This window comes from Streptomyces sp. NPDC006197 (assembly GCF_040613865.1).
In the GTDB taxonomy this organism is placed as follows: Bacteria; Actinomycetota; Actinomycetes; order Streptomycetales; family Streptomycetaceae; genus Streptomyces.
Window position 1 is genome coordinate 15045 of the sequence record NZ_JBEXSZ010000070.1, and the last position, 26343, is coordinate 41387.

The 26343-nt window shown below is 71.5% G+C and carries 21 protein-coding genes; 6 read left to right on the plus strand and 15 right to left on the minus strand.

The features are described from left to right. Positions 1–81: 81 nt before the first annotated feature. Positions 82–1035 carry a heme o synthase gene (locus tag ABZ318_RS22065; RefSeq protein WP_356904185.1) on the minus strand — a complete coding sequence of 318 codons (954 nt, stop codon included), beginning with the start codon at positions 1033–1035 and terminating at the stop codon, positions 82–84. A gap of 341 nt (positions 1036–1376) precedes the next feature. On the opposite strand from ABZ318_RS22065, the gene tkt reads away from it, so the two are divergent. The 5 genes from tkt to pgl are packed head-to-tail and all read left to right on the plus strand — an operon-like array spanning position 1377 to position 8004. Next, positions 1377–3464 carry a transketolase gene (gene tkt, locus ABZ318_RS22070; protein ID WP_356904186.1) on the plus strand — a complete coding sequence of 696 codons (2088 nt, stop codon included), beginning with the start codon at positions 1377–1379 and terminating at the stop codon, positions 3462–3464. Positions 3465–3501: 37 nt separating this feature from the next. Then, a complete protein-coding gene (gene tal / locus ABZ318_RS22075; protein WP_356904187.1) occupies positions 3502–4620 on the plus strand; it encodes a transaldolase in 1119 nt (372 codons plus the stop codon). A 5-nt stretch (positions 4621–4625) separates the two neighbouring features. Further along, positions 4626–6158 (plus strand): glucose-6-phosphate dehydrogenase, encoded by a 1533-nt coding sequence (gene zwf / locus ABZ318_RS22080; RefSeq protein WP_356904188.1) that lies wholly within the window; start codon positions 4626–4628, stop codon positions 6156–6158. After that, the gene (gene opcA, locus ABZ318_RS22085; protein ID WP_356904189.1) at positions 6155–7225 is read left to right on the plus strand and encodes a glucose-6-phosphate dehydrogenase assembly protein OpcA; all 1071 of its coding nucleotides are present in this window, start codon (positions 6155–6157) and stop codon (positions 7223–7225) included. Before zwf ends, opcA begins: the two co-directional genes overlap by 4 nt. Continuing rightward, entirely contained in the window at positions 7222–8004 is a 783-nt protein-coding gene (gene pgl, locus ABZ318_RS22090; protein ID WP_356904190.1) for a 6-phosphogluconolactonase, read from the plus strand. Before opcA ends, pgl begins: the two co-directional genes overlap by 4 nt. 22 nt (positions 8005–8026) lie before the next feature. On the opposite strand, the gene ABZ318_RS22095 is transcribed toward pgl, so the two are convergent. From ABZ318_RS22095 to uvrC, 14 genes are all read right to left on the minus strand, one after another. Continuing rightward, the gene (locus tag ABZ318_RS22095; protein WP_356904191.1) at positions 8027–9538 is read right to left on the minus strand and encodes a PH domain-containing protein; all 1512 of its coding nucleotides are present in this window, start codon (positions 9536–9538) and stop codon (positions 8027–8029) included. After that, positions 9535–10035, minus strand: a complete 501-nt coding sequence (locus ABZ318_RS22100) for a PH domain-containing protein (RefSeq protein ID WP_356904192.1) — start codon at positions 10033–10035, stop codon at positions 9535–9537. The genes ABZ318_RS22095 and ABZ318_RS22100 overlap by 4 nt, the downstream gene beginning before the upstream one ends. A gap of 4 nt (positions 10036–10039) precedes the next feature. Further along, positions 10040–11692 (minus strand): glucose-6-phosphate isomerase, encoded by a 1653-nt coding sequence (pgi, locus tag ABZ318_RS22105; RefSeq protein ID WP_356904202.1) that lies wholly within the window; start codon positions 11690–11692, stop codon positions 10040–10042. Between the two features lie 57 nt (positions 11693–11749). Then, entirely contained in the window at positions 11750–12976 is a 1227-nt protein-coding gene (locus ABZ318_RS22110; protein WP_356904193.1) for an MFS transporter, read from the minus strand. A 151-nt stretch (positions 12977–13127) separates the two neighbouring features. Next, a complete protein-coding gene (locus tag ABZ318_RS22115) occupies positions 13128–13463 on the minus strand; it encodes an RNA polymerase-binding protein RbpA (RefSeq protein WP_078908267.1) in 336 nt (111 codons plus the stop codon). A 77-nt stretch (positions 13464–13540) separates the two neighbouring features. Then, positions 13541–13771, minus strand: coding sequence for a preprotein translocase subunit SecG (gene secG, locus ABZ318_RS22120; protein WP_030692491.1), 231 nt, complete (start codon positions 13769–13771; stop codon positions 13541–13543). 97 nt (positions 13772–13868) lie between these two features. Further along, a complete protein-coding gene (gene tpiA, locus ABZ318_RS22125) occupies positions 13869–14645 on the minus strand; it encodes a triose-phosphate isomerase (RefSeq protein WP_356904194.1) in 777 nt (258 codons plus the stop codon). A gap of 6 nt (positions 14646–14651) precedes the next feature. Continuing rightward, positions 14652–15863, minus strand: a complete 1212-nt coding sequence (locus ABZ318_RS22130; RefSeq protein WP_356904195.1) for a phosphoglycerate kinase — start codon at positions 15861–15863, stop codon at positions 14652–14654. Positions 15864–15975: 112 nt separating this feature from the next. After that, positions 15976–16986, minus strand: coding sequence for a type I glyceraldehyde-3-phosphate dehydrogenase (gap, locus tag ABZ318_RS22135; RefSeq protein WP_356904196.1), 1011 nt, complete (start codon positions 16984–16986; stop codon positions 15976–15978). A 218-nt stretch (positions 16987–17204) separates the two neighbouring features. Next, entirely contained in the window at positions 17205–20156 is a 2952-nt protein-coding gene (locus tag ABZ318_RS22140) for a M14 family zinc carboxypeptidase (protein ID WP_356904197.1), read from the minus strand. Between the two features lie 217 nt (positions 20157–20373). Further along, positions 20374–21363, minus strand: coding sequence for a DNA-binding protein WhiA (gene whiA / locus ABZ318_RS22145; RefSeq protein WP_030205188.1), 990 nt, complete (start codon positions 21361–21363; stop codon positions 20374–20376). Further along, the gene (gene yvcK / locus ABZ318_RS22150; protein WP_356904198.1) at positions 21354–22388 is read right to left on the minus strand and encodes a uridine diphosphate-N-acetylglucosamine-binding protein YvcK; all 1035 of its coding nucleotides are present in this window, start codon (positions 22386–22388) and stop codon (positions 21354–21356) included. The genes whiA and yvcK overlap by 10 nt, the downstream gene beginning before the upstream one ends. Further along, positions 22385–23347 (minus strand): RNase adapter RapZ, encoded by a 963-nt coding sequence (rapZ, locus tag ABZ318_RS22155; RefSeq protein WP_356904199.1) that lies wholly within the window; start codon positions 23345–23347, stop codon positions 22385–22387. The genes yvcK and rapZ overlap by 4 nt, the downstream gene beginning before the upstream one ends. Next, a complete protein-coding gene (uvrC, locus tag ABZ318_RS22160) occupies positions 23344–25329 on the minus strand; it encodes an excinuclease ABC subunit UvrC (protein ID WP_356904200.1) in 1986 nt (661 codons plus the stop codon). Before uvrC ends, rapZ begins: the two co-directional genes overlap by 4 nt. Positions 25330–25387: 58 nt before the next feature. On the opposite strand from uvrC, the gene ABZ318_RS22165 reads away from it, so the two are divergent. Continuing rightward, positions 25388–26140 (plus strand): SDR family NAD(P)-dependent oxidoreductase, encoded by a 753-nt coding sequence (locus ABZ318_RS22165; protein WP_356904201.1) that lies wholly within the window; start codon positions 25388–25390, stop codon positions 26138–26140. Positions 26141–26343: the final 203 nt, after the last annotated feature.

Sequence of the window (26343 nt, forward strand, 5' to 3'; positions counted from 1 at the left end):
TCGACTGGCGACGGCCGGGCCGTGTGGGCTGTCCCACGTGACCCGGCCGTCTGCCGTACGTCCTCAGATGAGCGCGCCGTCTCAGCGCAGGAAGGGGTCCACCGCGACCGCCACGAAGAGCAGCGAGACGTAGGTGATGGACCAGTGGAAGAGGCGCATCTCCTTGAGCTTGGCGCCCGTCACCTCCGCCTTGGCGCGGTTGAGGAGCGCGTGCGCCTCCCAGAGCCACCAGCCGCCGGTGAGCAGCGCCACCGCGGTGTAGAACCAGCCCGTGTAGCCCAGCGGGGTGAGCAGCAGGGAGACGGCGACCATGACCCAGCTGTAGATCACGATCTGCTTGGCGACGACCTTGTTGGAGGCGAGGACCGGCAGCATCGGCACGCCCGCGCGCGCGTAGTCCTCCTTCACCTTCATCGACAGCGGCCAGTAGTGCGGCGGCGTCCAGAAGAAGATGACGAGGAAGAGGATGACCGCGGCCCACGACATCGAGTCGGTCACGGCCGACCAGCCGATGAGCACCGGCAGGCAGCCGGCGATGCCGCCCCAGACGATGTTCTGCGCGGTGCGCCGCTTCAGGATCATCGTGTAGACCACGACGTAGAAGAGGAGCGCGCCGAGCGAGAGCGCGGCGGACAGCCAGTTGACGAGCAGGCCGAACCAGAGCGTGGAGACCACGGCGAGGGTGAGCCCGAAGACCAGGCCCTCGCGCGGGGTGAGCACCCCGGTGACGAGCGGACGCTGGGACGTGCGGTCCATCAGTGCGTCGATGTCCCGGTCGATGTACATGTTCAGCGCGTTGGCGCCGCCCGCCGAGAGGTAGCCGCCGAAGCAGGTGGCGAGCACCAGCCAGAGGTTCGGCACACCCTGTTCGGCGAGGAACATCACCGGAACGGTCGTGATGAGCAGCAGTTCGATGATTCGCGGCTTGGTCAGCGCCACGAATGCCTTGACGCGGGCCCCGAACGGCCTATGGCCTCCCGGGCTGGGAGTCAAGACGACCCCTGCGGGTCGGGACTCGACGGCCGTCACGCACACCCCTGACAGAGAAATTCCCAGCAAGCCACCCGAGTGAAGACGGGGTAAAGCTTGCGCGTACCACGCCACTGTAGACGTTGCCCAGACGCCGATCTTCGCGGGGGTGGGGTCGTGTTGGCGGGGTACGTCCCAAGGGGTGGACACGGTTCGGGGCGGCTTCGGGCGCGCCCCGGGAGGCGAACTCGTACGACCACCGGCACTCTTGCTGTGTCCTTTCATTTCTCCGCTCATTTGAGGGGCATGGACACGAAAAGAGGGGCGTTCCGCGGGGGTAGGCTCGACAACGCCGGTACACCCTCAGTCACCGGCTCACGACATGTGGAGAGGAGCCCTGACCCAGGGTGAGCACTAAGCCGACCACCACAGACCTCGAGTGGACCGAATTGGACCAGCGGGCCGTCGACACCGCCCGCCTTCTGGCCGCGGACGCCGTACAGAAGGTCGGCAACGGCCATCCCGGTACGGCGATGAGCCTTGCACCGGCCGCGTACACCCTCTTCCAGAAGGTGATGCGGCACGACCCGGCCGACCCCGAGTGGGTCGGGCGTGACCGGTTCGTCCTCTCCGCCGGCCACTCGTCCCTGACCCTGTACACCCAGCTCTACCTGGGTGGCTTCGGTCTCGAACTGGACGACCTGAAGGCCTTCCGCACCTGGGGCTCGAAGACCCCGGGCCACCCGGAGTACGGCCACACCGCCGGCGTCGAGACGACCACGGGCCCGCTGGGCCAGGGCGTCGCCAACGCCGTGGGCATGGCGATGGCCGCCCGCTACGAGCGCGGCCTGTTCGACCCGGAGGCCGCCGACGGCACCTCGCCGTTCGACCACCGGATCTACGTGATCGCCGGTGACGGCTGCCTGCAGGAGGGCATCTCCGCGGAGGCGTCCTCGCTCGCCGGCCACCAGAAGCTCGGCAACCTGATCATGCTGTGGGACGACAACCACATCTCGATCGAGGGCGACACCGAGACCGCCGTGTCCGAGGACACGATGAAGCGGTACGAGGCGTACGGCTGGCACGTCCAGCGCGTCGAGCCCAAGGCCGACGGCGACCTGGACCCGGCCGCGCTGTACGCGGCGATCAAGGCCGCCGAGGCCGAGACCGAGCGCCCGTCGTTCATCGCGATGCGCTCGATCATCGCCTGGCCGGCGCCGAACGCGCAGAACACCGAGGCCGCGCACGGCTCGGCGCTCGGCGACGAGGAGATCGCGGCCACCAAGCGCGTCCTGGGCTTCGACCCGGAGCAGACCTTCGAGGTCTCCGACGAGGTCATCGCGCACACCCGCGCGCTCGGCGACCGCGGCCGCGAGGCCCGCGCCGCGTGGGAGAAGCAGCTCTCCGAGTGGCGTACGGCCAACCCGGAGCGTGCCGCCGAGTTCGACCGCATCCAGGCGAACGAGCTGCCGGCCGGCTGGGCCGAGAAGCTCCCGGTCTTCGAGACGGGCAAGGGTGTCGCCACCCGTGCCGCCTCGGGCCAGGTCCTCAAGGCGCTCGGCGCGGTCATCCCGGAGCTGTGGGGCGGCTCGGCCGACCTCGCCGGCTCGAACAACACGACGATCGACAAGACGTCGTCGTTCCTGCCGGAGGGCAACCCGCTGCCGGAGGCCGACAAGTACGGCCGCACGATCCACTTCGGCATCCGCGAGCACTCCATGGCCGCGGAGATGAACGGCATCGCGCTGCACGGCAACACGCGCGTCTACGGCGGCACCTTCCTGGTGTTCTCCGACTACATGCGCAACGCGGTGCGGCTTTCCGCGCTGATGCACCTGCCGGTGACGTACGTCTGGACCCACGACTCGATCGGTCTGGGCGAGGACGGCCCGACGCACCAGCCGGTGGAGCACCTGGCCTCGCTGCGCGCGATCCCGGGTCTGAACGTGGTCCGTCCGGCCGACGCCAACGAGACGGCGCTCGCCTGGCGCGAGATCATGCAGCGGCACACCAAGGTCTTCGGCAAGGGCGCCCCGCACGGTCTGGCGCTCACCCGCCAGGGCGTGCCGACGTACGCCCCGAACGAGGACACCGTCAAGGGCGGCTACGTGCTCTTCGACGCCGAAGGCGGCGAGGCGCAGGTCGTGCTGATCGGCACGGGCTCCGAGGTGCACCTGGCCGTCGAGGCCCGGGAGCAGCTCCAGGCCGCCGGCGTCCCGACCCGGGTGGTCTCGATGCCGTCCGTGGAGTGGTTCGAGGAGCAGGACCAGGCGTACAGGGACTCGGTCCTGCCGCCGTCGGTCAAGGCCCGGGTCGCGGTCGAGGCCGGCATCGGCCTCACGTGGCACAAGTACGTCGGTGACGCCGGCCGGATCGTCTCCCTGGAGCACTTCGGTGCCTCGGCGGACGCGAAGGTCCTCTTCCGCGAGTTCGGGTTCACGCCGGAGGCGATCGTCGCCGCCGCGCGGGAATCCCTGGCCGCCGCCGCGCGCTGACGTCCATACGTACGACTTAATTGGAGATGCAACTCCCATGACAGACGCTCTCAAGCGCCTCTCCGACGAAGGCGTCGCGATCTGGCTGGACGACCTCTCGCGCCAGCGGATCACGTCCGGCAACCTGGCCGAGCTGATCGACCAGAGCCACGTGGTCGGTGTCACCACGAACCCGTCCATCTTCCAGAAGGCCATCTCGGAGGGGCACGGCTACGACCAGCAGCTCGCCGACCTGGCCGCCCGCAAGGTGACCGTCGACGAGGCCATCCGCATGATCACGACGGCGGACGTCCGTGACGCCGCCGACATCCTGCGGCCGGTCTTCGACGCGACCGACGGCCAGGACGGCCGGGTCTCCATCGAGGTCGACCCCCGTCTCGCCCACGACACGGCCGCCACCATCGCCGAGGCCAAGCAGCTGGCCTGGCTGGTGGACCGTCCCAACACCCTGATCAAGATCCCGGCCACCAAGGCGGGTCTGCCGGCGATCACCGAGGTCATCGGCCTCGGCATCAGTGTCAACGTCACGCTGATCTTCTCGCTGGAGCGCTACCGCGAGGTCATGGACGCCTACCTGGCGGGCCTGGAGAAGGCCAAGGAGCGCGGCCTGGACCTCTCCAAGATCCACTCGGTGGCCTCCTTCTTCGTCTCCCGCGTGGACACGGAGATCGACAAGCGCCTGACCGCCCTCGGCACCGACGAGGCGAAGGCGCTCAAGGGCAAGGCCGCCCTGGCCAATGCCCGTCTGGCCTACGAGGCGTACGAGGAGGTCTTCTCCTCGGACCGCTGGGCCGCCCTCGACAAGGCGCAGGGCAACAAGCAGCGTCCGCTGTGGGCCTCGACCGGCGTCAAGGACCCGGCGTACAAGGACACCCTGTACGTCGTGGACCTGGTCGCCCCCGGCACGGTGAACACCATGCCGGAGGCCACCCTGGAGGCCACCGCCGACCACGGCGAGGTCACCGGTGACACCGTCCGCGGCACCTACGCGCAGTCCCGCGCCGAGCTGGAGGCCGTCGAGAAGCTGGGCATCAGCTACGACGACGTCGTCCAGCTCCTGGAGGACGAGGGCGTCGACAAGTTCGAGGCCGCCTGGAACGACCTGCTCAAGTCCACCGAGGCGGAGCTCCAGCGCCTCGCACCTTCGGAGGCGTAAGCACTTTGAGCGCAGTCCACGGAGCCAACCCGCTCCGTGACGCCGCAGACCGACGGCTCCCGCGCATCGCGGGGCCGTCGGGCCTGGTGATCTTCGGCGTCACGGGCGATTTGTCCCGTAAGAAGCTGATGCCCGCCGTCTACGACCTGGCCAACCGCGGCCTGCTGCCGCCGGGCTTCTCGCTCATCGGCTTCGCCCGCCGCGAGTGGGCGGACGAGGACTTCGCGCAGGAGGTCTACGAAGCCGTCAAGCAGCACGCGCGCACCCCCTTCCGCGAGGAGGTGTGGCAGCAGCTGATCCAGGGCATGCGGTTCGTCCAGGGCGACTTCGACGACGACACGGCCTTCGAGCAGCTCAAGTCGACGATCGAGGAGCTCGACAAGGCACAGGGCACGGGCGGCAACTTCGCCTTCTACCTGTCCGTGCCGCCGAAGTTCTTCCCGCTCGTCGTCCAGCAGCTCAAGAAGCACGGCCTGGCCGACCAGAAGGACGGCTCCTGGCGCCGCGCGGTCATCGAGAAGCCCTTCGGCCACGACCTGGTCTCCGCCAAGGAGCTCAACGAGGTCGTCCACGAGGTCTTCCCGCCCGAGGCGGTCTTCCGGATCGACCACTACCTCGGCAAGGAGACCGTCCAGAACATCCTGGCGCTCCGCTTCGCCAACACGCTCTTCGAGCCGATCTGGAACCGGTCGTACGTCGACCACGTGCAGATCACCATGGCCGAGGACATCGGCATCGGCGGCCGCGCCGGCTACTACGACGGCATCGGCGCCGCCCGTGACGTCATCCAGAACCACCTGCTCCAGCTGCTCGCGCTGACCGCGATGGAGGAGCCCGCCTCCTTCGACGCCGACGCGCTGGCCGCCGAGAAGACCAAGGTCCTCGGCGCGGTGAAGCTGCCCAGGGACCTGGGCGAGTCCACGGTCCGCGGCCAGTACGCGGCCGGGTGGCAGGGCGGCGCGAAGGCCGTCGGCTACCTCCAGGAAGACGGCATCGACCCCCAGTCGAAGACCGACACCTACGCGGCCATCAAGCTGGAGATCGACAACCGCCGCTGGGCGGGCGTCCCGTTCTACCTGCGGACCGGCAAGCGCCTGGGCCGCCGCGTCACCGAGATCGCGGTCGTCTTCCAGCGCGCCCCGCACTCCCCCTTCGACCACACCGCGACCGAGGAGCTCGGCCGCAACGCCATCGTGATCCGGGTCCAGCCGGACGAGGGCGTGACGGTGCGGTTCGGCTCCAAGGTGCCCGGCACCCAGATGGAGATCCGGGACGTGTCGATGGACTTCGCGTACGGCGAGTCCTTCACGGAGTCCAGCCCCGAGGCGTACGAGCGGCTCATCCTCGACGTCCTGCTCGGCGACTCCAACCTCTTCCCGCGGGTCGAGGAGGTCGAGCTGTCCTGGAAGATCCTCGACCCGATCGAGCAGTTCTGGGACACGCACGGCAAGCCCGCGCAGTACCAGTCCGGGACCTGGGGTCCGGTCGAGGCGGACGAGATGCTCGCACGAGACGGCAGGAGCTGGCGCCGGCCATGAAGACCGACCTGACGGACACCACGTCCTCCAAGATCAACAAGGCGCTGGTGCTCGGGCGGCGGGCGATCGGCACGCCGGCCGTCGGCATGGTGCTCACCCTCGTGATCGTCACCGACGAGGAGAACGCCTACGACGCGCTCAAGGCGGCCAACGAGGCGTCCCGCGAGCACCCCTCGCGGACCCTCGTCGTCATCAAGCGGGTCTCGCGCTCCCCGCGGGACCGCGCGCAGGCGCGGCTCGACGCCGAGGTCCGCCTCGGCGCCGACGCCAGCACCGGCGAGACGGTGGTGCTCCGGCTGTACGGCGAGGTCGTCGACCACGCCCAGTCGGTGGTGCTGCCGCTGCTCCTCCCCGACGCCCCCGTCGTCGTCTGGTGGCCGGTGAACGCGCCGTCCGACCCGGCGAACGACCCGCTGGGCGCGCTCGCCCAGCGCCGGGTGACCGACACGTACGCCGCCGAGCAGCCCATCCAGGAGCTGACCGCGCGCGCGGACGCGTACACCCCTGGCGACACGGACCTCTCGTGGACCCGGATCACGCCGTGGCGCTCGATGCTGGCCGCCGCGCTCGACCAGGTCGTGTGCGAGGTCACCTCGGCCGAGGTGGAGGGCGAGGAGTTCAACCCGAGCGTCGAGCTGCTCGCGATGTGGCTCGCGGACCGGCTGAAGGTGCCGGTCCGGCGCGCGAAGTCGGCCGGCCCCGGTCTCACCTCCGTACGGATGGAGACCAACGCCGGCCCGATCGTGCTCGACCGGCCGGACGGCTCGCTCGCCACGCTCTCCATAGAGGGGCAGCCGGACCGTGCGGTGGCGCTCAAGCGCCGCGAGACGGCCGAGCTGATCGCGGAGGAGCTGCGCCGGCTCGACCCGGACGACACCTACGCGACGGCGCTCAGGTTCGGTGTGGAGCGGCTCGACGAGGAGGCGGCGACCATCGCCCCCGAGACCGTCGTGGACACGGTCGTCGAGACGGTCGTGGAGCCCGCCGCGGAGACGGCCGCGGAAGCGGCTCCGGCCGCCAAGCCCGCCCCGAAGAAGGCCCCGGCCAAGAAGGCGGCGGCCAAGTGAGCACCCCCCAGCTGGTCGTCCACCGCGACAAGGAGCTGATGGCCGAGGCCGCCGCGGCCCGGCTGATCACGAAGATCGTGGACGCCCAGGCCTCCCGCGGCTCCGCCTCGATCGTGCTCACCGGCGGCCGCAACGGCAACGGCCTGCTCGCGGCGCTCGGTTCGGCGCCCGCGCGGGACGCGGTCGACTGGTCGCGGCTCGACCTGTGGTGGGGCGACGAGCGGTACCTGCCCGAGGGCGACCCCGAGCGGAACGTCACCCAGGCCCGGGCCGCGCTGCTCGACCGGGTGCCGCTCGACCCGGCACGGGTGCACGCCATGCCGGCCTCGGACGGACCGTACGGCGACGACGTCGACGCCGCCGCGGCGGCGTACGCGGAGGAGCTGGCCGCCGCCGCGGGTCCCGGTGACCACGGCGGGGTGCCGACCTTCGACGTGCTGATGCTGGGTGTCGGCCCGGACACGCACGTGGCCTCGCTCTTCCCGGAGCTGCCGGCGGTCCGCGAGACCGAGCGGACGGTTGTCGGGGTGCACGGCGCGCCGAAGCCGCCGCCGGTCCGGATCTCGCTGACCCTCCCGGCCATCCGGGCGGCGCACGAGGTCTGGCTGCTCGCGGCCGGAGAGGACAAGGCGAAGGCCGCAGCGATCGCGCTGTCGGGCGCGGGCGAGGTGCAGGCCCCGGCGGCCGGGGCCTACGGGCTCTCGCGCACGCTGTGGCTGCTCGACGCGGCGGCCGCGTCGGAGCTGCCGCGGAGCCTGTATCCGCCGGCCTCGGCCTGACTCCCCTGTACGGAGGCCCGGTTCACCTCTCGGTGGGCCGGGCCTCCGGCGTATCCAGGAACGGCGCGAGGAGCCCCGGTACGGCCTCGGCGGCGAAGGCGAGGCCCTGACCCTCGCCCGCGTCGCGCACCGCGTAGGCGCCCGCTCCGGCCGCCGTGGTGGCGGTGAGGGTCAGGAGTCCGGCCCGGCGCTGGAAGTACGACTGCCTGACGGTCCAGCCGATGACGCCGGAGCGCTGCAGGGCGACCGTGGTCCGCCGGACGGTGCCCGAACGGGCCACCAGGAAGCCGCCGCTGACGCCGTGTCCGAGGGCGCGGTACGCGTCGAGGGCGAGCAGCACGGCGACCGGCCCGAGGACGAGGGCCCAGCCGGCCGCCACGTACAGCAGGACCGGCGTGAGGAGCGGGCCGAGGGCGGCGAGGACCGCGACGGGGCCGAGGACGCTCCACGCGGCCCGGCGCAGCCGCCTGGCGCGGGCGGCCCGGGGGTGGGCGGCGAGGGGCGCCCCGGTCGGCGGCTCCGGCTCGCGCAGCACCAGGGCGGCGACCCGCTCGGCGCGCTCCCGGGGAGCGGCGGGCAGCAGGTTCTTCAGGTCGGCGTGCTTGTCCTCGTCGTCCTCGGCGAGGCCGGTGGCGACGGCGTCGACGCGGGCGGCGCCGAACAGCCGTACGCCGAGCGGCTCGACGAGCTCGATCCCGCGCAGCCGGCGCTCCTCCAGCGTGACGGACCGGGCGGTGAACAGTCCCCGGCGGACGCGGAGGGTGCCGCCGGGCTCGCGCTCCAGGCGGTAGTTCCACCACATCTCGATCCAGAGGCCGAGGGCGCCGACGGTCCCGGCGGCGGTGGCGAGCAGGACCAGGTCGACGATCGTCCAGGTCAGGGAGGTGCCCCGGAAGCGGTCCCCTATCCAGTCGATGACCTCCGTCCGGGCGCCGAACCAGTCGCTGACCTGGAGGACGGCGCCGGCCGCGGCGCCGCCGAGGGCGGGGGCGAGGAAGGAGACGGGGGCGTAGCGGATCCAGCGCGGGTCGAGGGCGGCCAGGACGCCGTCGTGGTCCGGCTCCCCGGCGACGGCGGTGCGGCCGAGGAGCTCCCGGCGGAGCCGCTCGCCCTCGGCGCGGGTGACCAGGTCGAGTTCGAGGGTGGACTCGCCGCCGACGGTGTTCTCGCCGGTGCCGATGCGGACCTTGACGAGGCCGAGGACGCGCTGGAGGGGGTTGGCGGTGAGGTCGACGCTGCGGATCCGCTCCCGGGCCAGGGAACGGCGCTTGAGCAGCAGGAGCCCGGTGTGGAGGTCGACCCTCTCGGGGCCGACGCGGTAGCGGGTGCGGCGCAGCCGGACCCGGTCGCCGACCGTCCCGACCAGGACGAGCAGGACGACGCCCGAGAGGACCCAGGCGAAGGCCTGCCCCAGGGACCCGCCGCTCGAGAGGCCCGCCACGGCCGGGAGGGCCGCGCCGCCGGCCACCCCGCAGAAGACGACGGCGTCGGCGAACAGGGTCCGCGGGTCGAGCCGCCGCCACTCCTCGGTCATGTGGCGTCCCCGGGGGTGGCCCGGGTGAGGGCGGTGAGCCGTTCGGCGAGCTCGGCGGCGAGCTCGTGGTCGAGGCCCCCGATGCGGATCGCCCCCTTGGAGGAGGCGGTGGTGACGGTGACGGTGGCGAGCCGGAAGGCCTGCTCCAGCGGGCCGCGCACGGTGTCGACCGTCTGGATCCGGGACATCGGGGCGATCCGCCACTCCTGCCACAGGGCGCCGGTGCGCACGTAGACGGCCTCGTCGGTGACCTCCCAGCGGTGCACCCGGAACCACCAGGCGGGGAGGAACGCGGTGCAGACCAGGCCCAGGGCCGCCGCGGCCCCGGCCGCGAGCAGCAGCCAGGACCGGGCGGGCCCGAGGAACGCCCCGAGGACGGCGAGCACCGCCACCGGCACGGCGGTGGCCGCCAGGAGCCGGCTGCGCCACCAGGCGACGGCCCGCTCGTCGACGGCGTTCCTGGGCGGCCGCAGCCGCACCGCGTCCTCCCCCTTCACCCGGTTACCGTCCGCGCAGCGAGCGGTAGACCGAGACGAGTCCGGCGGTGGAGCTGTCGAGCTGCTCGGCTCCCTCTCCCTTCGTCAGGACCGGCTCGATCTTCTTGGCGAGGACCTTGCCGAGCTCGACGCCCCACTGGTCGAAGGAGTCGATGTTCCAGATCGCGCCCTGGACGAAGACCTTGTGCTCGTAGAGCGCGATCAGCTGGCCGAGGACGGACGGGGTGAGCGCGTCGGCGAGGATCGTGGTGGTCGGGTGGTTGCCCCGGAAGGTCTTGTGCGGGACGAGTTCCTCGGCGACGCCCTCGGCCCGTACCTCCTCGGGCGTCTTGCCGAAGGCGAGCGCCTGGGTCTGGGCGAAGAAGTTGGCCATGAGCAGGTCGTGCTGGGCGACGAGCCCGGGCAGCAGGTCCTCGACGGGGCGGGCGAAGCCGATGAAGTCGGCGGGGATGACCTTGGTGCCCTGGTGGATCAACTGGTAGTAGGCATGCTGGCCGTTGGTCCCGGGGGTGCCCCAGACGACGGGGCCGGTCTGCCAGTCGACCCGGTTGCCCTCGCGGTCCACCGACTTGCCGTTGGACTCCATGTCGAGCTGCTGGAGGTAGGCGGTGAACTTGGACAGGTAGTGGGAGTACGGCAGGACGGCGTGCGACTGGGCGTCGAAGAAGGCGCCGTACCAGACGCCGAGGAGGCCGAGGAGCAGCGGTGCGTTCTCCTCGGGCGGGGCGGTGCGGAAGTGCTCGTCGACGAGGTGGAAGCCGTCGAGCATCTCGCGGAAGCGCTCCGGGCCGATGGCGATCATCAGGGAGAGGCCGATGGCGGAGTCGTAGGAGTAGCGGCCGCCGACCCAGTCCCAGAACTCGAACATGTTCGCGGTGTCGATGCCGAACTCCTCGACCTTCTCGGCGTTGGTCGAGAGGGCCACGAAGTGCTTGGCGACGGCCTCCTGGCCGGCGCGCAGCCCGGTGAGGAGCCAGTTCCGCGCGGAGGTGGCGTTGGTGATCGTCTCGATGGTGGTGAAGGTCTTCGAGGCGACGATGAACAGCGTCTCGGCGGGGTCGAGGTCGCGGACGGCCTCGTGGAGGTCGGCGCCGTCGACGTTGGAGACGAAACGGAACGTCAGGTCCCGCTGGGTGTAGGAGCGCAGGACCTCGTAGGCCATGGCGGGGCCGAGGTCGGAGCCGCCGATGCCGATGTTGACGATGTTCTTGACGGGCCGTCCGGTGTGGCCGGTCCACTCGCCCGCGCGGACCTTGTCGGCGAACGCGGCCATCTTGTCGAGGACGGCGTGGACGCCGGGGACGACGTTCTCCCCGTCGACCTCGATGACGGCCCCGCGGGGGGCGCGCAGCGCGGTGTGGAGCACCGCCCGGTCCTCGGTGGTGTTGATCTTCTCGCCGCGGAACATGGCGTCGCGGAGCTCGGCGACGCCGGTGACGGCGGCCAGTTCCCTCAGCAGGGCCAGCGTCTCGCCGGTGACGAGGTGCTTGGAGTAGTCCAGGTGGAGGTCGCCGACGCGCAGGGTGTAGTCGGTGCCCCGCGCCGGGTCGGCGGCGAACAGTTCGCGCAGATGGGTGTCGCCCAGCTGCTCACGGTGCTTGCCGAGGGCCGCCCACTCGGGCAGCCGGTTGAGCCTGTTGCGGCCTTCGCTTGTCATCTCGGACATCGCCCACTTCTTCTCGTACTGCTTGTCTGCCCCGCTGCAACCCCAAACCTAATTGATCAGGGGGCCCAGCGACGCGACGGCGAGCGCGAACAGCGCCGCCGCGAGGAGGGCCGGTGTGTGCGGCCCCAGGCCGGCGGCCGCGGCTCCGCCGAGGAGCGCGCCGAGCGGCGCGCCCGCGACGGCGAGGGTGCGGAAGGCCGCGGCGATGCGGCCGAGCATCCCCTCGGGGGCGCGCTCCTGCATGAGGGTCGTCTGCTGGACGTTCCACACCGTCCCCATCAGGCCGAACACCGCCATGGCCCCGATCGACACCCCGAGGACGGGCACCGCGCCCATCAGGACCAGACAGGCGGTCTGGACGGTCCCGGCGAGGAACACGGCGCGTATGCGTCCGGTCCGCTCGGCGATCCGCCGGGCCAGGAAGCCGCCGGTGACGGCGCCCAGGGCGTAGGCCGTGATCGTGGCGGCGTACGCCGTGTTCCCCGCGGTTCCTGTCGGGCGGCCGTCCGTCACGTGGACGACGAGGGTGGCGATGAGGGCGCCCATGCCGATGTTGCAGAGGGTGGTCGCGGTGCAGAGCCATCGCAGGGGCCGGTCCGCGCGCAGGACGGCGAGGCCTTCGGCCATCTCGGCGCGGAGCGTGGACCCGGCCGGGCGGGGCGGCCGCTCGGGCGCGCCGGTCCGCAGGGAGGCGACGAGGAGCGCTGCCAGGACGTAGGTGAGCGCGTCGGCCGCGTACGGGACGGCGGGCCCGGCGAGGAGCAGGACGGGCACGGCCGGTCCGGCGAGGAGACCGCCGGCGAGCTGCTGGCCGGTCATCAGGCGCGCGTTGGCCCCGGCCAGGGTCTCGGCGGGGACGAGCGCGGGCAGCAGGGCGGTGGCCGCGTTGTCGAAGAGGGTCTGGAGGGTGGTGAGGGCGAAGGCGAGGGCGAGCAGCAGGGCGACGGAGGCGTGTCCGAGGGCGACGGCGGCGGCGAAGGCGGCGACGAGTCCGGCGCGGACGAGGTCGACGGCCCACATGGCCCGCCGCTGGTCGACGCGGTCGGCGACGGCACCGCCGAGGAGTCCGAAGAGCAGCCAGGGCAGGAAGCCGCAGGCGGTGACGGAGGCGATGAGGAGGGGGTCGTCGGTGAGCGTGGCGGCGAGCAGCGGCAGCGCGGCGGTGCGCAGCGAGTCGCCGAACCGGGAGACGACCGCGGCCGTCCACAGCCGTCCGAAGCCGCCCCGCCAGGCGGGCGCGGCCCTGCTGCCGCTCACTGCCTCCGTCGCCGCCACGGCGCCTCCTCGGTCTGGTGGTCTCCCCGTCGTACCGACCGTAGAGGACGCCACTGACAACGCCCCGATTCCGCCCCGGACGCACGAACGGGCCTTGCCCGCGAACCGAGTTCGCGGGCAAGGCCCGTTCGTCACACCGTCACACCGTGCTTCAGATCTCGCCGCGCAGCTTGGCCAGCGCCTCGGCGAGGATCGCCTCGCCGTCCGCGTCGCTGCGCCGCTCACGCACATAGGCGAGGTGGGTCTTGTACGGCTCCGTGCGCGGCGGGTCCGGCGGGTTGTCCCGGTCCTGGCCCGCCGGGAAGCCGCAGCGCGGGCAGTCCCAGGTGTCCGGGACCGCCGCGTCGCTGGCGAAGCTCGGCTGCGTCTCGTGCCCGTTCGAGCACCAGAAGGAGATGCGGAGGCGCGGTGCCGACTCGCCCCGCTCGGCCTCCCCCATCGGCCCCGCTCCGACCCGGCTTCCCCGGATCGCGTTGCCACTTGCCACGGTCGTAACTCCCTGCGTGATGGTGCTCGAAGATGCCCCAGTCTACGTAAGGCCCAACGCGCGTCCAGTGTTCGGAGTTACCCGTCCAACTTCATCAGCAGACCGAGTACCACAATGCAGGCGAACCAGCACAGACCCACCACGACCGTGATCCGGTCCAGGTTCCGCTCGGCGACCGAGGAGCCGCCGACGGAGGACTGCATGCCGCCTCCGAACATGTCGGAGAGGCCGCCGCCCTTTCCCTTGTGCATCAGCACGAGCAGCATCAGCAGCGCGCTGAAGACGATCAGGGCGATCGAGAACCCCATAACCACGGCTGGACCAACTTCCTCGGACTTATACGGACGGGGGCCGGGCACCTGCCCGACCCCCGCAAGGGTACGACGTAACTCCGCTACCGCATACTCACTGGTCGCGGAAGCGCACGATCTTGACGAACTCGTCGGCGTCCAGCGCCGCGCCGCCCACCAGGGCGCCGTCGACGTCCGGCTGCGCCATGATCGCGGCGACGTTCCCGGCCTTGACCGAGCCGCCGTACTGGATGCGGACCTTGTCGGCCAGCTCCTGCGAGTACAGCTCCGCGAGGCGTCCGCGGATCGCCCCGCAGACCTCCTGGGCGTCCTCGGGGGTGGCGACCTCGCCGGTGCCGATGGCCCACACCGGCTCGTACGCGATCACGATCGTCTCGGCCTGCTCGGCCGGCACGTCCTTCAGACCGCCGTCGATCTGGGCCAGGGTGTACTCGACCTGGTTGCCCGCCTTGCGGACGTCCAGGCCCTCGCCGACGCAGAGGATCGGGGTCACGCCGTGCTTGAAGGCGGCCTTCACCTTGGCGTTGCAGACCTCGTCGTTCTCGGCGTGGTACTGACGGCGCTCGGAGTGGCCGACGGCGACGTAGGCGCACTTCAGCTTGGACAGCATCAGGCCCGAGATCTCGCCGGTGTAGGCACCGGAGTCGTGCTCCGAGATGTCCTGGGCGCCGTACTTGATCTTGAGCTTGTCGCCGTCGACCAGGGTCTGGACGGACCGCAGGTCGGTGAAGGGGACCAGGACCGCGACCTCACAGGCGTCGTAGTCCTTGTCGGTCAGGGCGAAGGCGAGCTTCTGGACGTGGGCGATGGCCTCGAGGTGGTTGAGGTTCATCTTCCAGTTGCCCGCCATCAGCGGGGTGCGGGTGCTCACAGGTGTTCAGTCCTCCAGTGCGGCGAGGCCGGGAAGCGTCTTGCCCTCGAGGTATTCGAGGGAGGCGCCGCCGCCGGTCGAAATGTGGCCGAATGCCTTCTCGTCGAAGCCCAGGGTGCGGACGGCCGCGGCGGAGTCGCCACCGCCGACCACCGTGAAGGCCGGGGAGTCGACGAGCGCCTGGGCGACGGCCTTGGTGCCCTCGGCGTAGTCGGGGTGCTCGAAGACGCCCATCGGGCCGTTCCAGAAGACGGTGGCCGCGTCGGCGAGCTTCGAGGCGTAGAGCTTACGGGTCTCCGGACCGATGTCCAGGCCCTCCTGGTCCGCCGGGATGGCGTCCGCGGCGACCGTGGTCGGGTTGGCCGGAGCCTTGGTCTTCAGGTCCGGGAACTCGGCCGAGACCAGGACGTCGACGGGGAGCACGAACTCCACGCCGCGCTCCTTGGCGCGCTCCAGGTAGCCCTGGACCGCCGGGATCTGGTCCTCCTGGAGCAGCGAGATGCCGACCTCGTGGCCCTGGGCCTTGAGGAAGGTGTACGCCATGCCGCCGCCGATGAGGATGCGGTCGGCCTTCTCCAGCAGGTGCTTGATCACGCCGAGCTTGTCGGAGACCTTGGCGCCGCCGAGCACGACCGCGTACGGCCGCTGGACGTCCTCGGTGAGCTTCTTCAGGACGCCGACCTCGGTGGCGATGAGGTAGCCCGCGGCGTGCGGGAGGCGCGCCGGGAGGTCGAAGACCGAGGCGTGCTTGCGGTGCACGGCGCCGAAGCCGTCGCCGACGTACAGGTCGGCGAGGGCGGCCAGCTGGTCCGCGAAGGCGCCGCGCTCGGCGTCGTCCTTCGAGGTCTCGCCGGCGTTGAAGCGGAGGTTCTCGATGACGGCCACCTGGCCGTCGGCGAGGCCCGCGACGGTCTCCCGGGCGGAGTCGCCGACGGTGTCGGTCGCGAAGGCCACCTCGGCGCCGAGCAGTTCGCCGAGGCGCGCGGCGGCCGGGGCGAGCGAGAACGCCGGGTCCGGGGCGCCCTTGGGGCGGCCCAGGTGCGAGGCGACCACGACGCGGGCGCCGGCGCCGGCGAGCGCCTTGACCGTGGGGACGACGGCGCGGATGCGGCCGTCGTCGGTGATGGTGGTGCCGTCGAGCGGCACGTTGAGGTCGGCGCGGACGAACACGCGCTTTCCTTCGACGCCCTCGTGGAGAAGCTCGTCGATCGTCTTCATCTGTTAACAGACTCCTTGGTACGCGGTGGAGCACACAAACAGGGCTCGCACAGCGCGGCATTGCGCTGCCCGAGCCCTGCTCACATCGAAAACCTGCCCTGAACCCTAGAGCCTAGAGCCGGTCGCCGACGAAGACGGTGAGGTCGACGAGACGGTTGGAGTAGCCCCACTCGTTGTCGTACCAGCCGAGGATCTTGACCGTGCTGCCCTCCTGGACCATCGTCAGGGAGGCGTCGAAGGTGCAGGACGCCGGGTCGCTGACGATGTCCGAGGAGACGATCGGGTCCTCGGTGTAGAAGAGGATTCCCTTGAGGTCGCCGTCGTCGGCGGCCTTCTTGAACGCGGCGTTGACCTCGTCCTTGGTGACCTCGCGGTCGAGGGTGACGACCAGGTCGGTGGCGGAGCCGGTCGGGACCGGGACGCGCATGGCGATGCCGTCGAGCTTGCCCTTGAGCTGCGGGAGGACCAGGGCGGTGGCCTTGGCGGCACCCGTCGTGGTCGGGATGATGTTCTCCGCGGCGGCGCGGGCGCGGCGCAGGTCCTTGTGCGGGAAGTCCAGGATGCGCTGGTCGTTGGTGTACGCGTGGACCGTGGTCATCAGGCCCTTGACGATGCCGAAGTTCTCGTCGAGGACCTTGGCCATCGGCGCGACGCAGTTGGTGGTGCAGGACGCGTTGGAGATGACGTCGTGCTGCGCCGGGTCGTACTTGTCCTGGTTGACGCCCATGACGATGGTGATGTCCTCGTCGGTGGCCGGAGCCGAGATGAGGACCTTCTTGGCGCCGCCGGCGAGGTGCTTCGCGGCGTCCGCCTTCTTCGTGAAGATGCCGGTCGACTCGATGACGATGTCGACGCCCAGTTCGCCCCAGGGGATGTCGGCCGGGTCGCGCTCGGACAGCACCTTGATGGTGTGGCCGTCGACGGTGATGGTGTCGGCGGTGTGGGTCACCTCGGCCTTGAGGCGGCCCAGGATGGTGTCGTACTTCAGCAGGTGTGCGGTGGTCGCGGTGTCACCCAGGTCGTTGACTGCCACGACCTCGATGTCGGCACCCTGCTCAAGGAGCGCGCGGAAATAGTTCCGACCGATGCGGCCAAAGCCGTTGATGCCTACGCGGATCGTCACGAACCGATCTCCTCGTTAGGTACGCCGGTGTGTTCGACGCCGGCGAGATTTTTGTTTTTTGGGATGTCCCCGACCGCTTACGACCCTACCTCCCCCGCCGCCGGCGAGTGACATCCTGCGCATCCGGATGAGCCCGGAAAGTAAGGAAAAACGGCCGACGGCCCGCCCCTACCACCGGGTACGGGCCGCCTTGGAACCTTTGTCCCCACTACTCTCCGTCAGCGGCGGAGCGCCTCCAGGGCGCGGCCGACGACCCGTGCGCGCTCCGCCGCGCCGGGCACGTGCTCCAGGCCGTAGCCGAGGAGGACGGTGTCACGCGTGGTGACCGCCGCCTGGGAGTGGAAGAGCGCCGCGGAGCGCGTCCAGTCGGAGGCGTTGCCGGGGCTGCCGGCCGGAGCCCCCGGTGCGGACCAGGCGCCGAGGGAGGCCTCGAAGCCCTCCGTCTCGGTGGTGGCGCCGGTGACGAGCCGGGTGTCGTCGACGAAGGCGCCCGTCTCGCCCGTACCGGGGTCGGAGACGTACGAGATCGAGAGCTCGACCTTCTTGCCCGCCCAGGCGCTCAGGTCGACGGAGGCCTGCCGCCAGCCGTTGGAGGGGCCGGTGAAGGCGTTCCAGGAGCCGGTGGTGCCGGTGGGCGCGCAGCCGTCCTCGCCGACGGTGAGGTAGTGGGCGAGGAAGGGGTGGCCGCGGACGTAGTAGCCCTCGCCGCAGTCGGCCGGGGGCTGGGCGGAGGTGCCGCCGCCCAGGTCGGGCAGCGTCGTCCAGTCGTCCTGGCCGACGGTGTGGGCCTCGACGACGAGGTTGTCGTAGCCGGGCTCGGTGTCGTAGCTGACCTGGAAGTCCAGGCGCGGCTTCGATCCGGCGGCGACGCCGGTGAGGTCGACGGTCCTGGCGAGCCGGGCCCAGGTGTCGTCGGCGTGCTTGACGGCCGCGAAGCTCGATCCCTCGGCGGGCTCGAAGGGGGTGCGGATGCCCGGGTAGTCGCCGGCGGAGGCGCTGCTCGCGAACTGCGGGAAGTCCTCCGGCTTCAGGGTGTCCGAAGTGACGGTGTACGCGCCCGCGTTGTCCAGCGGGTTGTCGGCGGCGGCGCCGAGCGTCGCGCCGACGCCCGCGAAGGCGCCCGTGCCGGCGAAGGCGGGCGGGTTCTTGAGGCCCGCGCGGTGGTAGGCGCCGAGGTAGTACTGGGCGAAGTCGTTGGTCTCGGCCAGGCCGACCTCGGTGAGCCCGCCGGACTTCTCACCGGCGTTGATCAGCTTGCCGCCCTCGTTGAGGTAGGCGCGGACGGCGAGCTGGGCGGCCCCGGAGGGACGCTCGGCGCCGGTGTACCAGACGACGGTGCGGAAGTGGGAGAGCACGCCGAGGGCGTCCGGGGTGCCCTGGGTGGCGACGTCCCAGACGGCGGCCCTGCGGCCGTTGTCGGCGAGCGCCCGCACATACGCGGCGGTGTGCCGGGCGGCGGCGGTGCCGCCCTCGTCGGCGAGGATGAGCACGTCGCCGCGGGGGCGCTCGGCCACCTTGTAGGTGAAGGGGGCGGAGGAGGTGGCGCGGCCCTCGCGGGTGCGGGCGGTGAACCGGACCTCGACGGAGTCGCCGGGACGGGCCCCCTCGATTTCGGCGCGGTACTCGTCGAAGTAGAGGTTGTCGTCCCCTCCGAAGGTCTCGCCGCCCTTCCAGGCCTCGAGCTTCTCGCTGTGGGGGCGGCCGCCGTTGATCCGGTACGTGAGGGTCTTGCCGCGCAGCGACTTGCGCGCGGTGACGGCGACCTGCTGCCCCTGGCCCCGGGCGTAGGAGGTGGTGAAGGTCTTCGGGGTGAGGTCGGGGGCGTCGATGCCGACCGGGGAGACGGGCCGGTCCGGGTGGGCGGCGGTCTCGGCGACGGCGAGCGCGAAGGGGATGTTCTTGGCGAACTCGGCCTGGATCAGCTTCTCGTCGTCCGGGAAGGTGAAGACGGAGGCGCAGTCGGCCGGGTTCCAGGCGTCGTTCGGGTCGACGCGGGAGGCGGTGGCGCAGGTCGACATCTCCGGGGTGAACATCTGCATCCCGTTGACGTTGGCGGCGTGTCCGTCCGCCTCGCCGTTGGTGATGTACAGCTCCGAGGAGACCTGCGGGCGGTAGCCGGGCACGGCGGACTTCTGCGGGGTGCCGGCGAGGGCCTTGAGGGCCACGTCGTCGGGGGTGTCGGTGGCGACCTGCCAGCCGACGCCGTACAGCAGGAGCTGGGCGGCCGAGTGGTAGTTGACGCCGTACGCGAAGCCGATGCGCTTCTGGAAGGCGTCGAGGGCCCTCGTCTCGGGCTCCGACATGGGGCCCTTGCCGCGGAAGGTCTCGTCGGTCGGGTCGGGGGACGAGCCCTCGTTGTCGTAGCCCCACTTGTAGGCGAAGTTGCGGTTGAGGTCGACGCCGTCGCCTGGGCCGATCCTCCCGTCTCCGTCGTTGTCGCGGAGGTTCTTCCGCCACTGGCGGTTGGCGGGGTCGGCGTGCGTGTGGTCGTAGCCGTCCGGGTTGGCGGAGAGCACGAACCACAGCTCGGTGGAGTCGACGATCCGGGTGATCCGCTCGTCCTTGCCGTAGCCGTCGAGGTAGTGGTGCATCAGCCGCCGGGTCATCTCGGGGGTGATCCACTCGCGCGCGTGCTGGTTGGACATGTACAGCGTGGCGGGCTTCGAGCCGTCCTTGGTGTGCCGGGCGCCCTTGGTCAGCTTGAGGGCGAGGATGTCCTGGCCCTTGAGGGTCTTGCCGATGGAGACGACCTTGGTCAGGCCGGGGTTGGCCCGCGCGGTGTCCAGGATCTCCTGCTTGAGGCCGTTCGGTCCGCCGTACGGGCGGAAGACGCCGTCCCCGGCGGCGGCGACCCGCTTCTCGGCCTGGGCGGTGAGATGGTGCTCGGCGATCTCGACGCCCTGGCCGCGCAGCTGCCCGGCCTGCCGGCCGGTGAGGAAGAGCTCGACCGTCGCGGAGCCCTTCGCCGGGACCTGCTCGGTGAGTTCATGGGCGTCGGCACCGGCCTCCAGGAGCAGCGGGACCTGCTCCTGGGTGACCTCGGCCCGCCACACGGAGAGGGCGTCGCCGCCGTCCCGGTCGTTCGGCTGTGCTCCGGCGACGGGTGCCGCCGCCACTCCCGCGATCAGCAGTGAAGCCGCGGCGAGGATCGATCTCGCTCTGCGTCTCATGTGCCCCCCTTGCTGTTGTCTGCCTCGAAGGTGAACAGACGCCAGGCTCTTGGGCGCCCATGGGACTGTCAAGGGCGCCTCGCGGGGTGCACGAAAAAGCTGCCGGTACCTCAGAAAGGCACCGGCAGCGCGGAGTTCGGGGTTCCGTACGAGCTTCTCGTACCAGCTCGCCGTACGGACTCGCCGTACGAGGGCTTTGTACGGTCGGCGGATCCGGTCAGCCGACGAGGCTGTCGTCGAGCTCCTCCGTCAGATTGGACTCGGTCCCGGGGATGCCCAGGTCCTGCGCCCGCTTGTCGGCCATCGCGAGCAGCCGGCGGATCCGGCCGGCCACCGCGTCCTTGGTCAGCGGCGGGTCGGCGAGCGCGCCCAGCTCCTCCAGGGAGGCCTGCTTGTGCTCCATGCGGAGCCGGCCCGCGGCCGCGAGGTGCTCGGGCACCTCCTCGCCGAGGATCTCCAGGGCGCGCTGCACCCGGGCGCCGGCGGCGACGGCGGCGCGGGCCGAGCGGCGCAGGTTGGCGTCGTCGAAGTTGGCCAGGCGGTTGGCGGTGGCGCGGACCTCGCGCCGCATCCGCCGCTCCTCCCAGGCGAGCACCGACTCGTGCGCGCCGAGCCGGGTGAGCAGGGCGCCGATCGCGTCGCCGTCGCGGACGACGACCCGGTCCACGCCCCGGACCTCGCGGGCCTTCGCCGCGATGGAGAGCCGGCGGGCCGCGCCGACCAGGGCGAGGGCGGCCTCCGGACCCGGGCAGGTCACCTCCAGGGAGGAGGAGCGGCCGGGCTCGGTCAGCGAGCCGTGCGCGAGGAACGCGCCGCGCCAGGCGGCCTCGGCGTCACAGGTGGCCCCGGAGACCACCTGCGGGGGGAGGCCCCGGATGGGGCGGCCGCGGCCGTCCACGAGACCCGTCTGCCGGGCCAGCTGGTCGCCTCCGGCCACCACCCGCACCACGAAGCGCGAGCCGCGCCGCAACCCGCCGGGGGCCATCACGATCAGCTCGGAGCTGTGCCCGAAGATCTCCAGGATGTCCCGCTTGAGGCGGCGGGCCGCCATCGCGGTGTCGAGCTCCGCCTCGATCACGATGCGTCCGCTCACCAGGTGCAGCCCGCCCGCGAACCGCAGGATCGACGAGACCTCTGCCTTCCTGCAGCAGGTCCGGGTGACGGGGAGCCGGGAGATCTCGTCCTTCACCGCTGCCGTCATCGCCATGGGCCGATCCTTCCATGCATCCGAAAAATACGGTCGTACGCGGCGGCCAACAGCTCCGGGTCATGCTTCGCGGAGCCGTCGGGCCGGGCCACCGGCGCCAGCTCGACCGCTGCGCCGAGCCGCTTGGCGGCATCGACGAGGGGTTCCCTCGCTGACACGTCGGGCACGGCGGCCTCGTCGGCCAGCACCACGTCCAGGGCGAGTTTAGGGGCGTGTCGTCCCAAAACCTCCAAATGACGCTGCGGAGAGAAGCCCTCGGTTTCTCCGGGCTGCGGCGCGAGGTTCAGTGAGAGCACCTTCCGGGCCTTCGTCTCGACCAGGGCGTCGAGGAGCTCGGGGACCAGGAGGTGCGGGATCACCGAGGAGAACCAGGAGCCGGGACCGAGGACCACCCAGTCCGCGTCCAGCACCGCCGCGACCGCCTCGGGCACGGCCGGCGGGTCGTTCGGCACGAGGTGCACGGACTGCACCTCGCCGGGGGTGAGCGCCACGGTCGCCTGGCCGCGCACGGTGTCCACGTCGTCCGGCCGCTCCGGGTCGTGGCCCCTGACCAGGGCCTGGAGCTCCAGGGGCACGGCGGACATGGGCAGCACCCGGCCCTGGGCGCCGAGCAGCCGGCCGACCAGGTCGAGGGCCTGCACGGGGTCGCCGAGCTGCTCCCAGAGGGCGACGATCAGCAGGTTGCCCACGGCGTGGCCGTTGATCTCGCCCTTGGACTGGAAGCGGTGCTGGATCACCCGGGCCCAGGTCTGGCCCCAGTCGTCGTCGCCGCAGAGGGCGGCGAGCGCCTTGCGCAGGTCGCCCGGGGGCAGCACGCCGAGCTCCTCCCGGAGCCGTCCGCTGGAGCCTCCGTCGTCGGCGACGGTGACGACGGCGGTGAGATCGCCGGTGATGCGGCGGAGCGCGGCGAGGGACGCCGACAGGCCCATGCCGCCACCGAGCGCGACCACCTTGGGCTGGGTGCCGCGCCTGCGGAGCGTACGCCGCACCGCGAGGGCGGAGGCACGCCGACGGTACGGCTTCACTCGCGCCCCATGTCCCGGTGGACGACGACGGTCTCGACCCCTTCGGCGGCGAGGCGGGCGGCGAGACGCTCGGCGGTGGCCACGGAGCGGTGCTTGCCGCCCGTGCAGCCCACGGCGATGGTCACGTACCGCTTGCCCTCGCGGCGGTAGCCCGCGGCGATCAGCTGGAGCAGCTCCGTGTAGCGGTCGAGGAACTCCTTGGCGCCCGGCTGGTTGTAGACGTAGTTCGACACCTCCTCGTTGAGGCCGGTGAAGGGGCGCAGCTCGGGGACCCAGTGCGGGTTCGGCAGGAAGCGCATGTCGACCACGAGGTCGGCGTCGACCGGCAGGCCGTACTTGAAGCCGAAGGACATCACCGTGGCCCGCAGCTCGGGCTCCTCGTCGCCGGCGAACTGGGCGTCCATCTTGGCGCGCAGCTCGTGGACGTTGAGGCTGGAGGTGTCGATCACCAGGTCGGCGTCGCCGCGCAGCTCGCGCAGCAGGTCGCGCTCGGCGGCGATGCCGTCGGTGATGCGGCCGTCGCCCTGGAGGGGGTGCGGCCTGCGGACCGACTCGAAGCGCCGGACCAGGGCCTCGTCGGAGGACTCCAGGAAGACGATCCGGCGGGTGACCTGCTTGGCGTCCAGGTCGGCGAGGGACTCCCTGAGGTTGTCGAAGAACTGCCGGCCGCGGACGTCCACGACGACGGCGATCCGGGCGACGTTGCCCTGGGAGCGGGCGCCGAGCTCCACCATGGTGGGGATCAGCGCGGGCGGCAGGTTGTCCACGACGAACCAGCCGAGGTCCTCCAGACACTTCGCCGCGGTGGACCGGCCCGCTCCGGACATGCCGGAGATGATCACCAGCTCGGGAATGGCCGCCTCGGCGCCGTTGTCGCCGGGGGTCTCCTTCGTGCCCGTACTCACGTGTCCTGCTCCGTCTTCTCGGTCGTGCTCGTCGTGCGTGTGGCGCTCGGTCATGCGGTGGTGCCCCCGTCGTCTTCCATGATCTCTCCTGTGGCCGTGTTCACGGCGGGTGCGGCGGGGGCCGCCTGGGCCAGAGCCACGGCGACCGCCTCCGCGGTCTTCCGGCCGAAGCCGGGGACCTCACAGATCTGCTCGATTGTCGCCTGCCTCAGCCGCTTCACCGAGCCGAAATGCTTGATCAAGGCCTGTTTGCGCGACTCACCGAGGCCGGGGACGGCGTCGAGCGGGCTGGTCCGGAGACGTTTGGTCCGCTTGGACCGCTGGTAGCGGATGGCGAAGTCGTGAGCCGTGTCACGCACCCGCTGGAGCAGATAGAGGCCCTCGCTGGAGCGAGGCAGCACCACCGGGTCGTCGTCGCCGGGCAGCCAGACCTCCTCCAGGCGCTTGGCGAGGCCGCAGACCGCGACGTCGTCGATGCCCAGCTCGTCGAGGGCGCGGCGGGCCGCGGCGACCTGCGGCTGCCCGCCGTCGACGACGACGAGCTGCGGCGGGTACGCGAAGCGCTTGGGCCGCCCGTCGTCCTCGGCCGTCTCCGCCGGGACCTCGCCGTCGGCGGGTCCCCACTCCCCCGTGCGGTCCTTCTCCGCGAGGTAGCGCCTGAAGCGGCGCGTGATCACCTCGTGCATGGACCGGACGTCGTCCTGGCCCTCGAAGCCCTTGATCTGGAAGCGGCGGTACTCGCCCTTGCGGGGCAGCCCGTCCTCGAAGACGACCATCGAGGCGACGACGTCCTCGCCCTGGAGGTGCGAGATGTCGAAGCACTCGATCCGCAGCGGCGCCGAGTCCAGGTCCAGGGCCTCGGCGATCTCCTCCAGGGCCCGGGAGCGGGTGGTCAGGTCGCTGGCCCGCTTGGTCTTGTGCAGCACGAGCGCCTGCTGGGCGTTGCGCGCGACCGTCTCCATCAGGGCCTTCTTGTCGCCGCGCTGCGGGACGCGCAGCGAGACGAGGGATCCGCGGCGGCCGGAGAGCCAGGCGGAGACGGCCTCCGTGTCCTCGGGGAGCGCCGGGACCAGGACCTCCTTGGGGACCGCGTCGCCGCTCTCCTCTCCGTACAGCTGCTGGAGGGCGTGCTCCACGAGCCCCGCCGTGTCGACGGCCTCGACCTTGTCCGTGACCCAGCCGCGCTGGCCCCGGACGCGGCCGCCGCGCACGTGGAAGATCTGCACCGCCGCCTCCAGCTCGTCCTCGGCGAGGGCGATCAGATCGGCGTCGGTGGCGTCGGCGAGGACGACCGCGTTCTTCTCCATGGCCTTGCGCAGGGCCTCTATGTCGTCGCGGAGCCGGGCGGCCTTCTCGTACTCCATGTCCTCGGCCGCGATCGTCATCTGCTTCTCGAGCCGGCGGATGTACGTGCCGGTGCGGCCGGCCATGAAGTCGCAGAAGTCCTCGGCCAGTTCGCGGTGCTCCTCGGGCGCGACCCGGCCGACGCAGGGCGCCGAGCACTTGCCGATGTAGCCGAGGAGGCAGGGGCGTCCGGCGGAGGCGGCGTTGCGGAACACACCCGCCGAGCACGTCCGCACGGGGAACACCCGCAGCATCAGGTCGACGGTCTCGCGGATCGCCCACGCGTGCGCGTACGGCCCGAAGTAGCGCACGCCCTTCTTCTTGTGGCCGCGCATGACCTGGACGCGGGGGAACTCCTCGTTCATCGTCACCGCGAGATACGGATAACTCTTGTCGTCCCGGTACTTCACGTTGAACCGGGGGTCGAACTCCTTGATCCAGGAGTACTCCAGCTGCAGCGCCTCGACCTCGGTGGACACCACCGTCCACTCCACGGAGGCGGCCGTCGTCACCATGGTGGCCGTGCGCGGGTGCAGGCTCGTGAGCGGCTGGAAGTAGTTCGCCAGCCGCTGACGCAGGGACTTCGCCTTCCCCACGTAGATCACCCGGCGGTGCTCGTCGCGGAACTTGTAGACCCCCGGGGAGTCGGGGATCTGACCCGGCTTGGGGCGGTAGCTGGAGGGGTCTGCCATGCTCACCACCCTACTGGCGGGGACCGACACTCAGAGCGCGCGCGCTCGTTGCCCGGACATGGCTCAGGACACTTCAGGACGGCTGGCGGACCGGGTGTGCGTGATCACGGGCGCGGCGAGCGGAATCGGGCGGGCGACGGCGGAACGCTTCCTCCGCGAGGGGGCGCACGTGATCGCCGCCGACCTCGACGAGAAGCGGCTCGCGACCCTCGACGGCGTGATCCCGGTGGTCGGCGACGTCTCCCGGGAGGAGGACGCCCGGCGGATGATCGGCACGGCGGTGGAGCGCTTCGGACGGCTGGACGTCCTGGTGGCGAACGCGGGCGTGATCCCGCTGCTCTCCGTCACCGAGGCGGAGGCCGCGGACTTCGACCGGGTGATGGCTGTCGACGGCCGGGGCATGTTCCTGACCTGCAAGTACGCGATCGAGGCCATGCTCGTCTCGGGCGGCGGGGCCATCGTGTGCACCTCGTCGATCTCGGGCGTGGCCGGCCAGGCGAGGCAGGCGGTGTACGGCCCGGCGAAGTTCGTCGCGACCGGCCTGACCAAGCACCTGGCGGTGGAGTGGGCGGAGCACGGGATCCGGGTGAACGCGGTGGCCCCGGGCACGATCGAGACCGAACGCGTCGCCGCCGCGCGCGTGGAGCCGGGCGGGCCCGAGTACCTCAGGGAGATCGTCCGGGCCCACCCGATGGGCCGCTTCGGCGCGCCGGAGGAGGTGGCGGCGGCGATCCTCTTCCTGGCGTCGGACGAGGCGTCGTTCGTGACGGGCGCGATCCTCCCGGTGGACGGCGGCTACCTGGCCCACTGACGCCCGTCCCGCCCGTCTGGGCGGCGCCCCGCCGTGTGGGCGGCGCCCTGCTGGGCGGCGCCCCCGCCCACCGCCGTGTGGGCAATCGTCCCGCTGGGGCGGGACGGGTGGGCACACGGGACGGCGCCCTTCAGCGGCGCCTCCGCGTTCCGCGCCCTGACCCGCACCACCCGTGCGGCGCACAACGGGGTGCGGGTCCAGGC

What these genes read in the sequence shown, in the direction of transcription:
- pgi (WP_356904202.1), bottom strand. Translation starts at nt 11,692, where the DNA reads ATGACAAGCGAAGGCCGCAACAGGCTCAACCGGCTGCCCGAGTGGGCG.
- whiA (WP_030205188.1), bottom strand. Translation starts at nt 21,363, where the DNA reads ATGGCGATGACGGCAGCGGTGAAGGACGAGATCTCCCGGCTCCCCGTC.
- tal (WP_356904187.1), top strand. Translation starts at nt 3,502, where the DNA reads ATGACAGACGCTCTCAAGCGCCTCTCCGACGAAGGCGTCGCGATCTGG.
- ABZ318_RS22140 (WP_356904197.1), bottom strand. Translation starts at nt 20,156, where the DNA reads ATGAGACGCAGAGCGAGATCGATCCTCGCCGCGGCTTCACTGCTGATC.
- rapZ (WP_356904199.1), bottom strand. Translation starts at nt 23,347, where the DNA reads ATGACCGAGCGCCACACGCACGACGAGCACGACCGAGAAGACGGAGCA.
- ABZ318_RS22165 (WP_356904201.1), top strand. Translation starts at nt 25,388, where the DNA reads ATGGCTCAGGACACTTCAGGACGGCTGGCGGACCGGGTGTGCGTGATC.
- ABZ318_RS22130 (WP_356904195.1), bottom strand. Translation starts at nt 15,863, where the DNA reads ATGAAGACGATCGACGAGCTTCTCCACGAGGGCGTCGAAGGAAAGCGC.
- secG (WP_030692491.1), bottom strand. Translation starts at nt 13,771, where the DNA reads ATGGGGTTCTCGATCGCCCTGATCGTCTTCAGCGCGCTGCTGATGCTG.
- ABZ318_RS22095 (WP_356904191.1), bottom strand. Translation starts at nt 9,538, where the DNA reads ATGACCGAGGAGTGGCGGCGGCTCGACCCGCGGACCCTGTTCGCCGAC.
- opcA (WP_356904189.1), top strand. Translation starts at nt 6,155, where the DNA reads ATGAAGACCGACCTGACGGACACCACGTCCTCCAAGATCAACAAGGCG.
- uvrC (WP_356904200.1), bottom strand. Translation starts at nt 25,329, where the DNA reads ATGGCAGACCCCTCCAGCTACCGCCCCAAGCCGGGTCAGATCCCCGAC.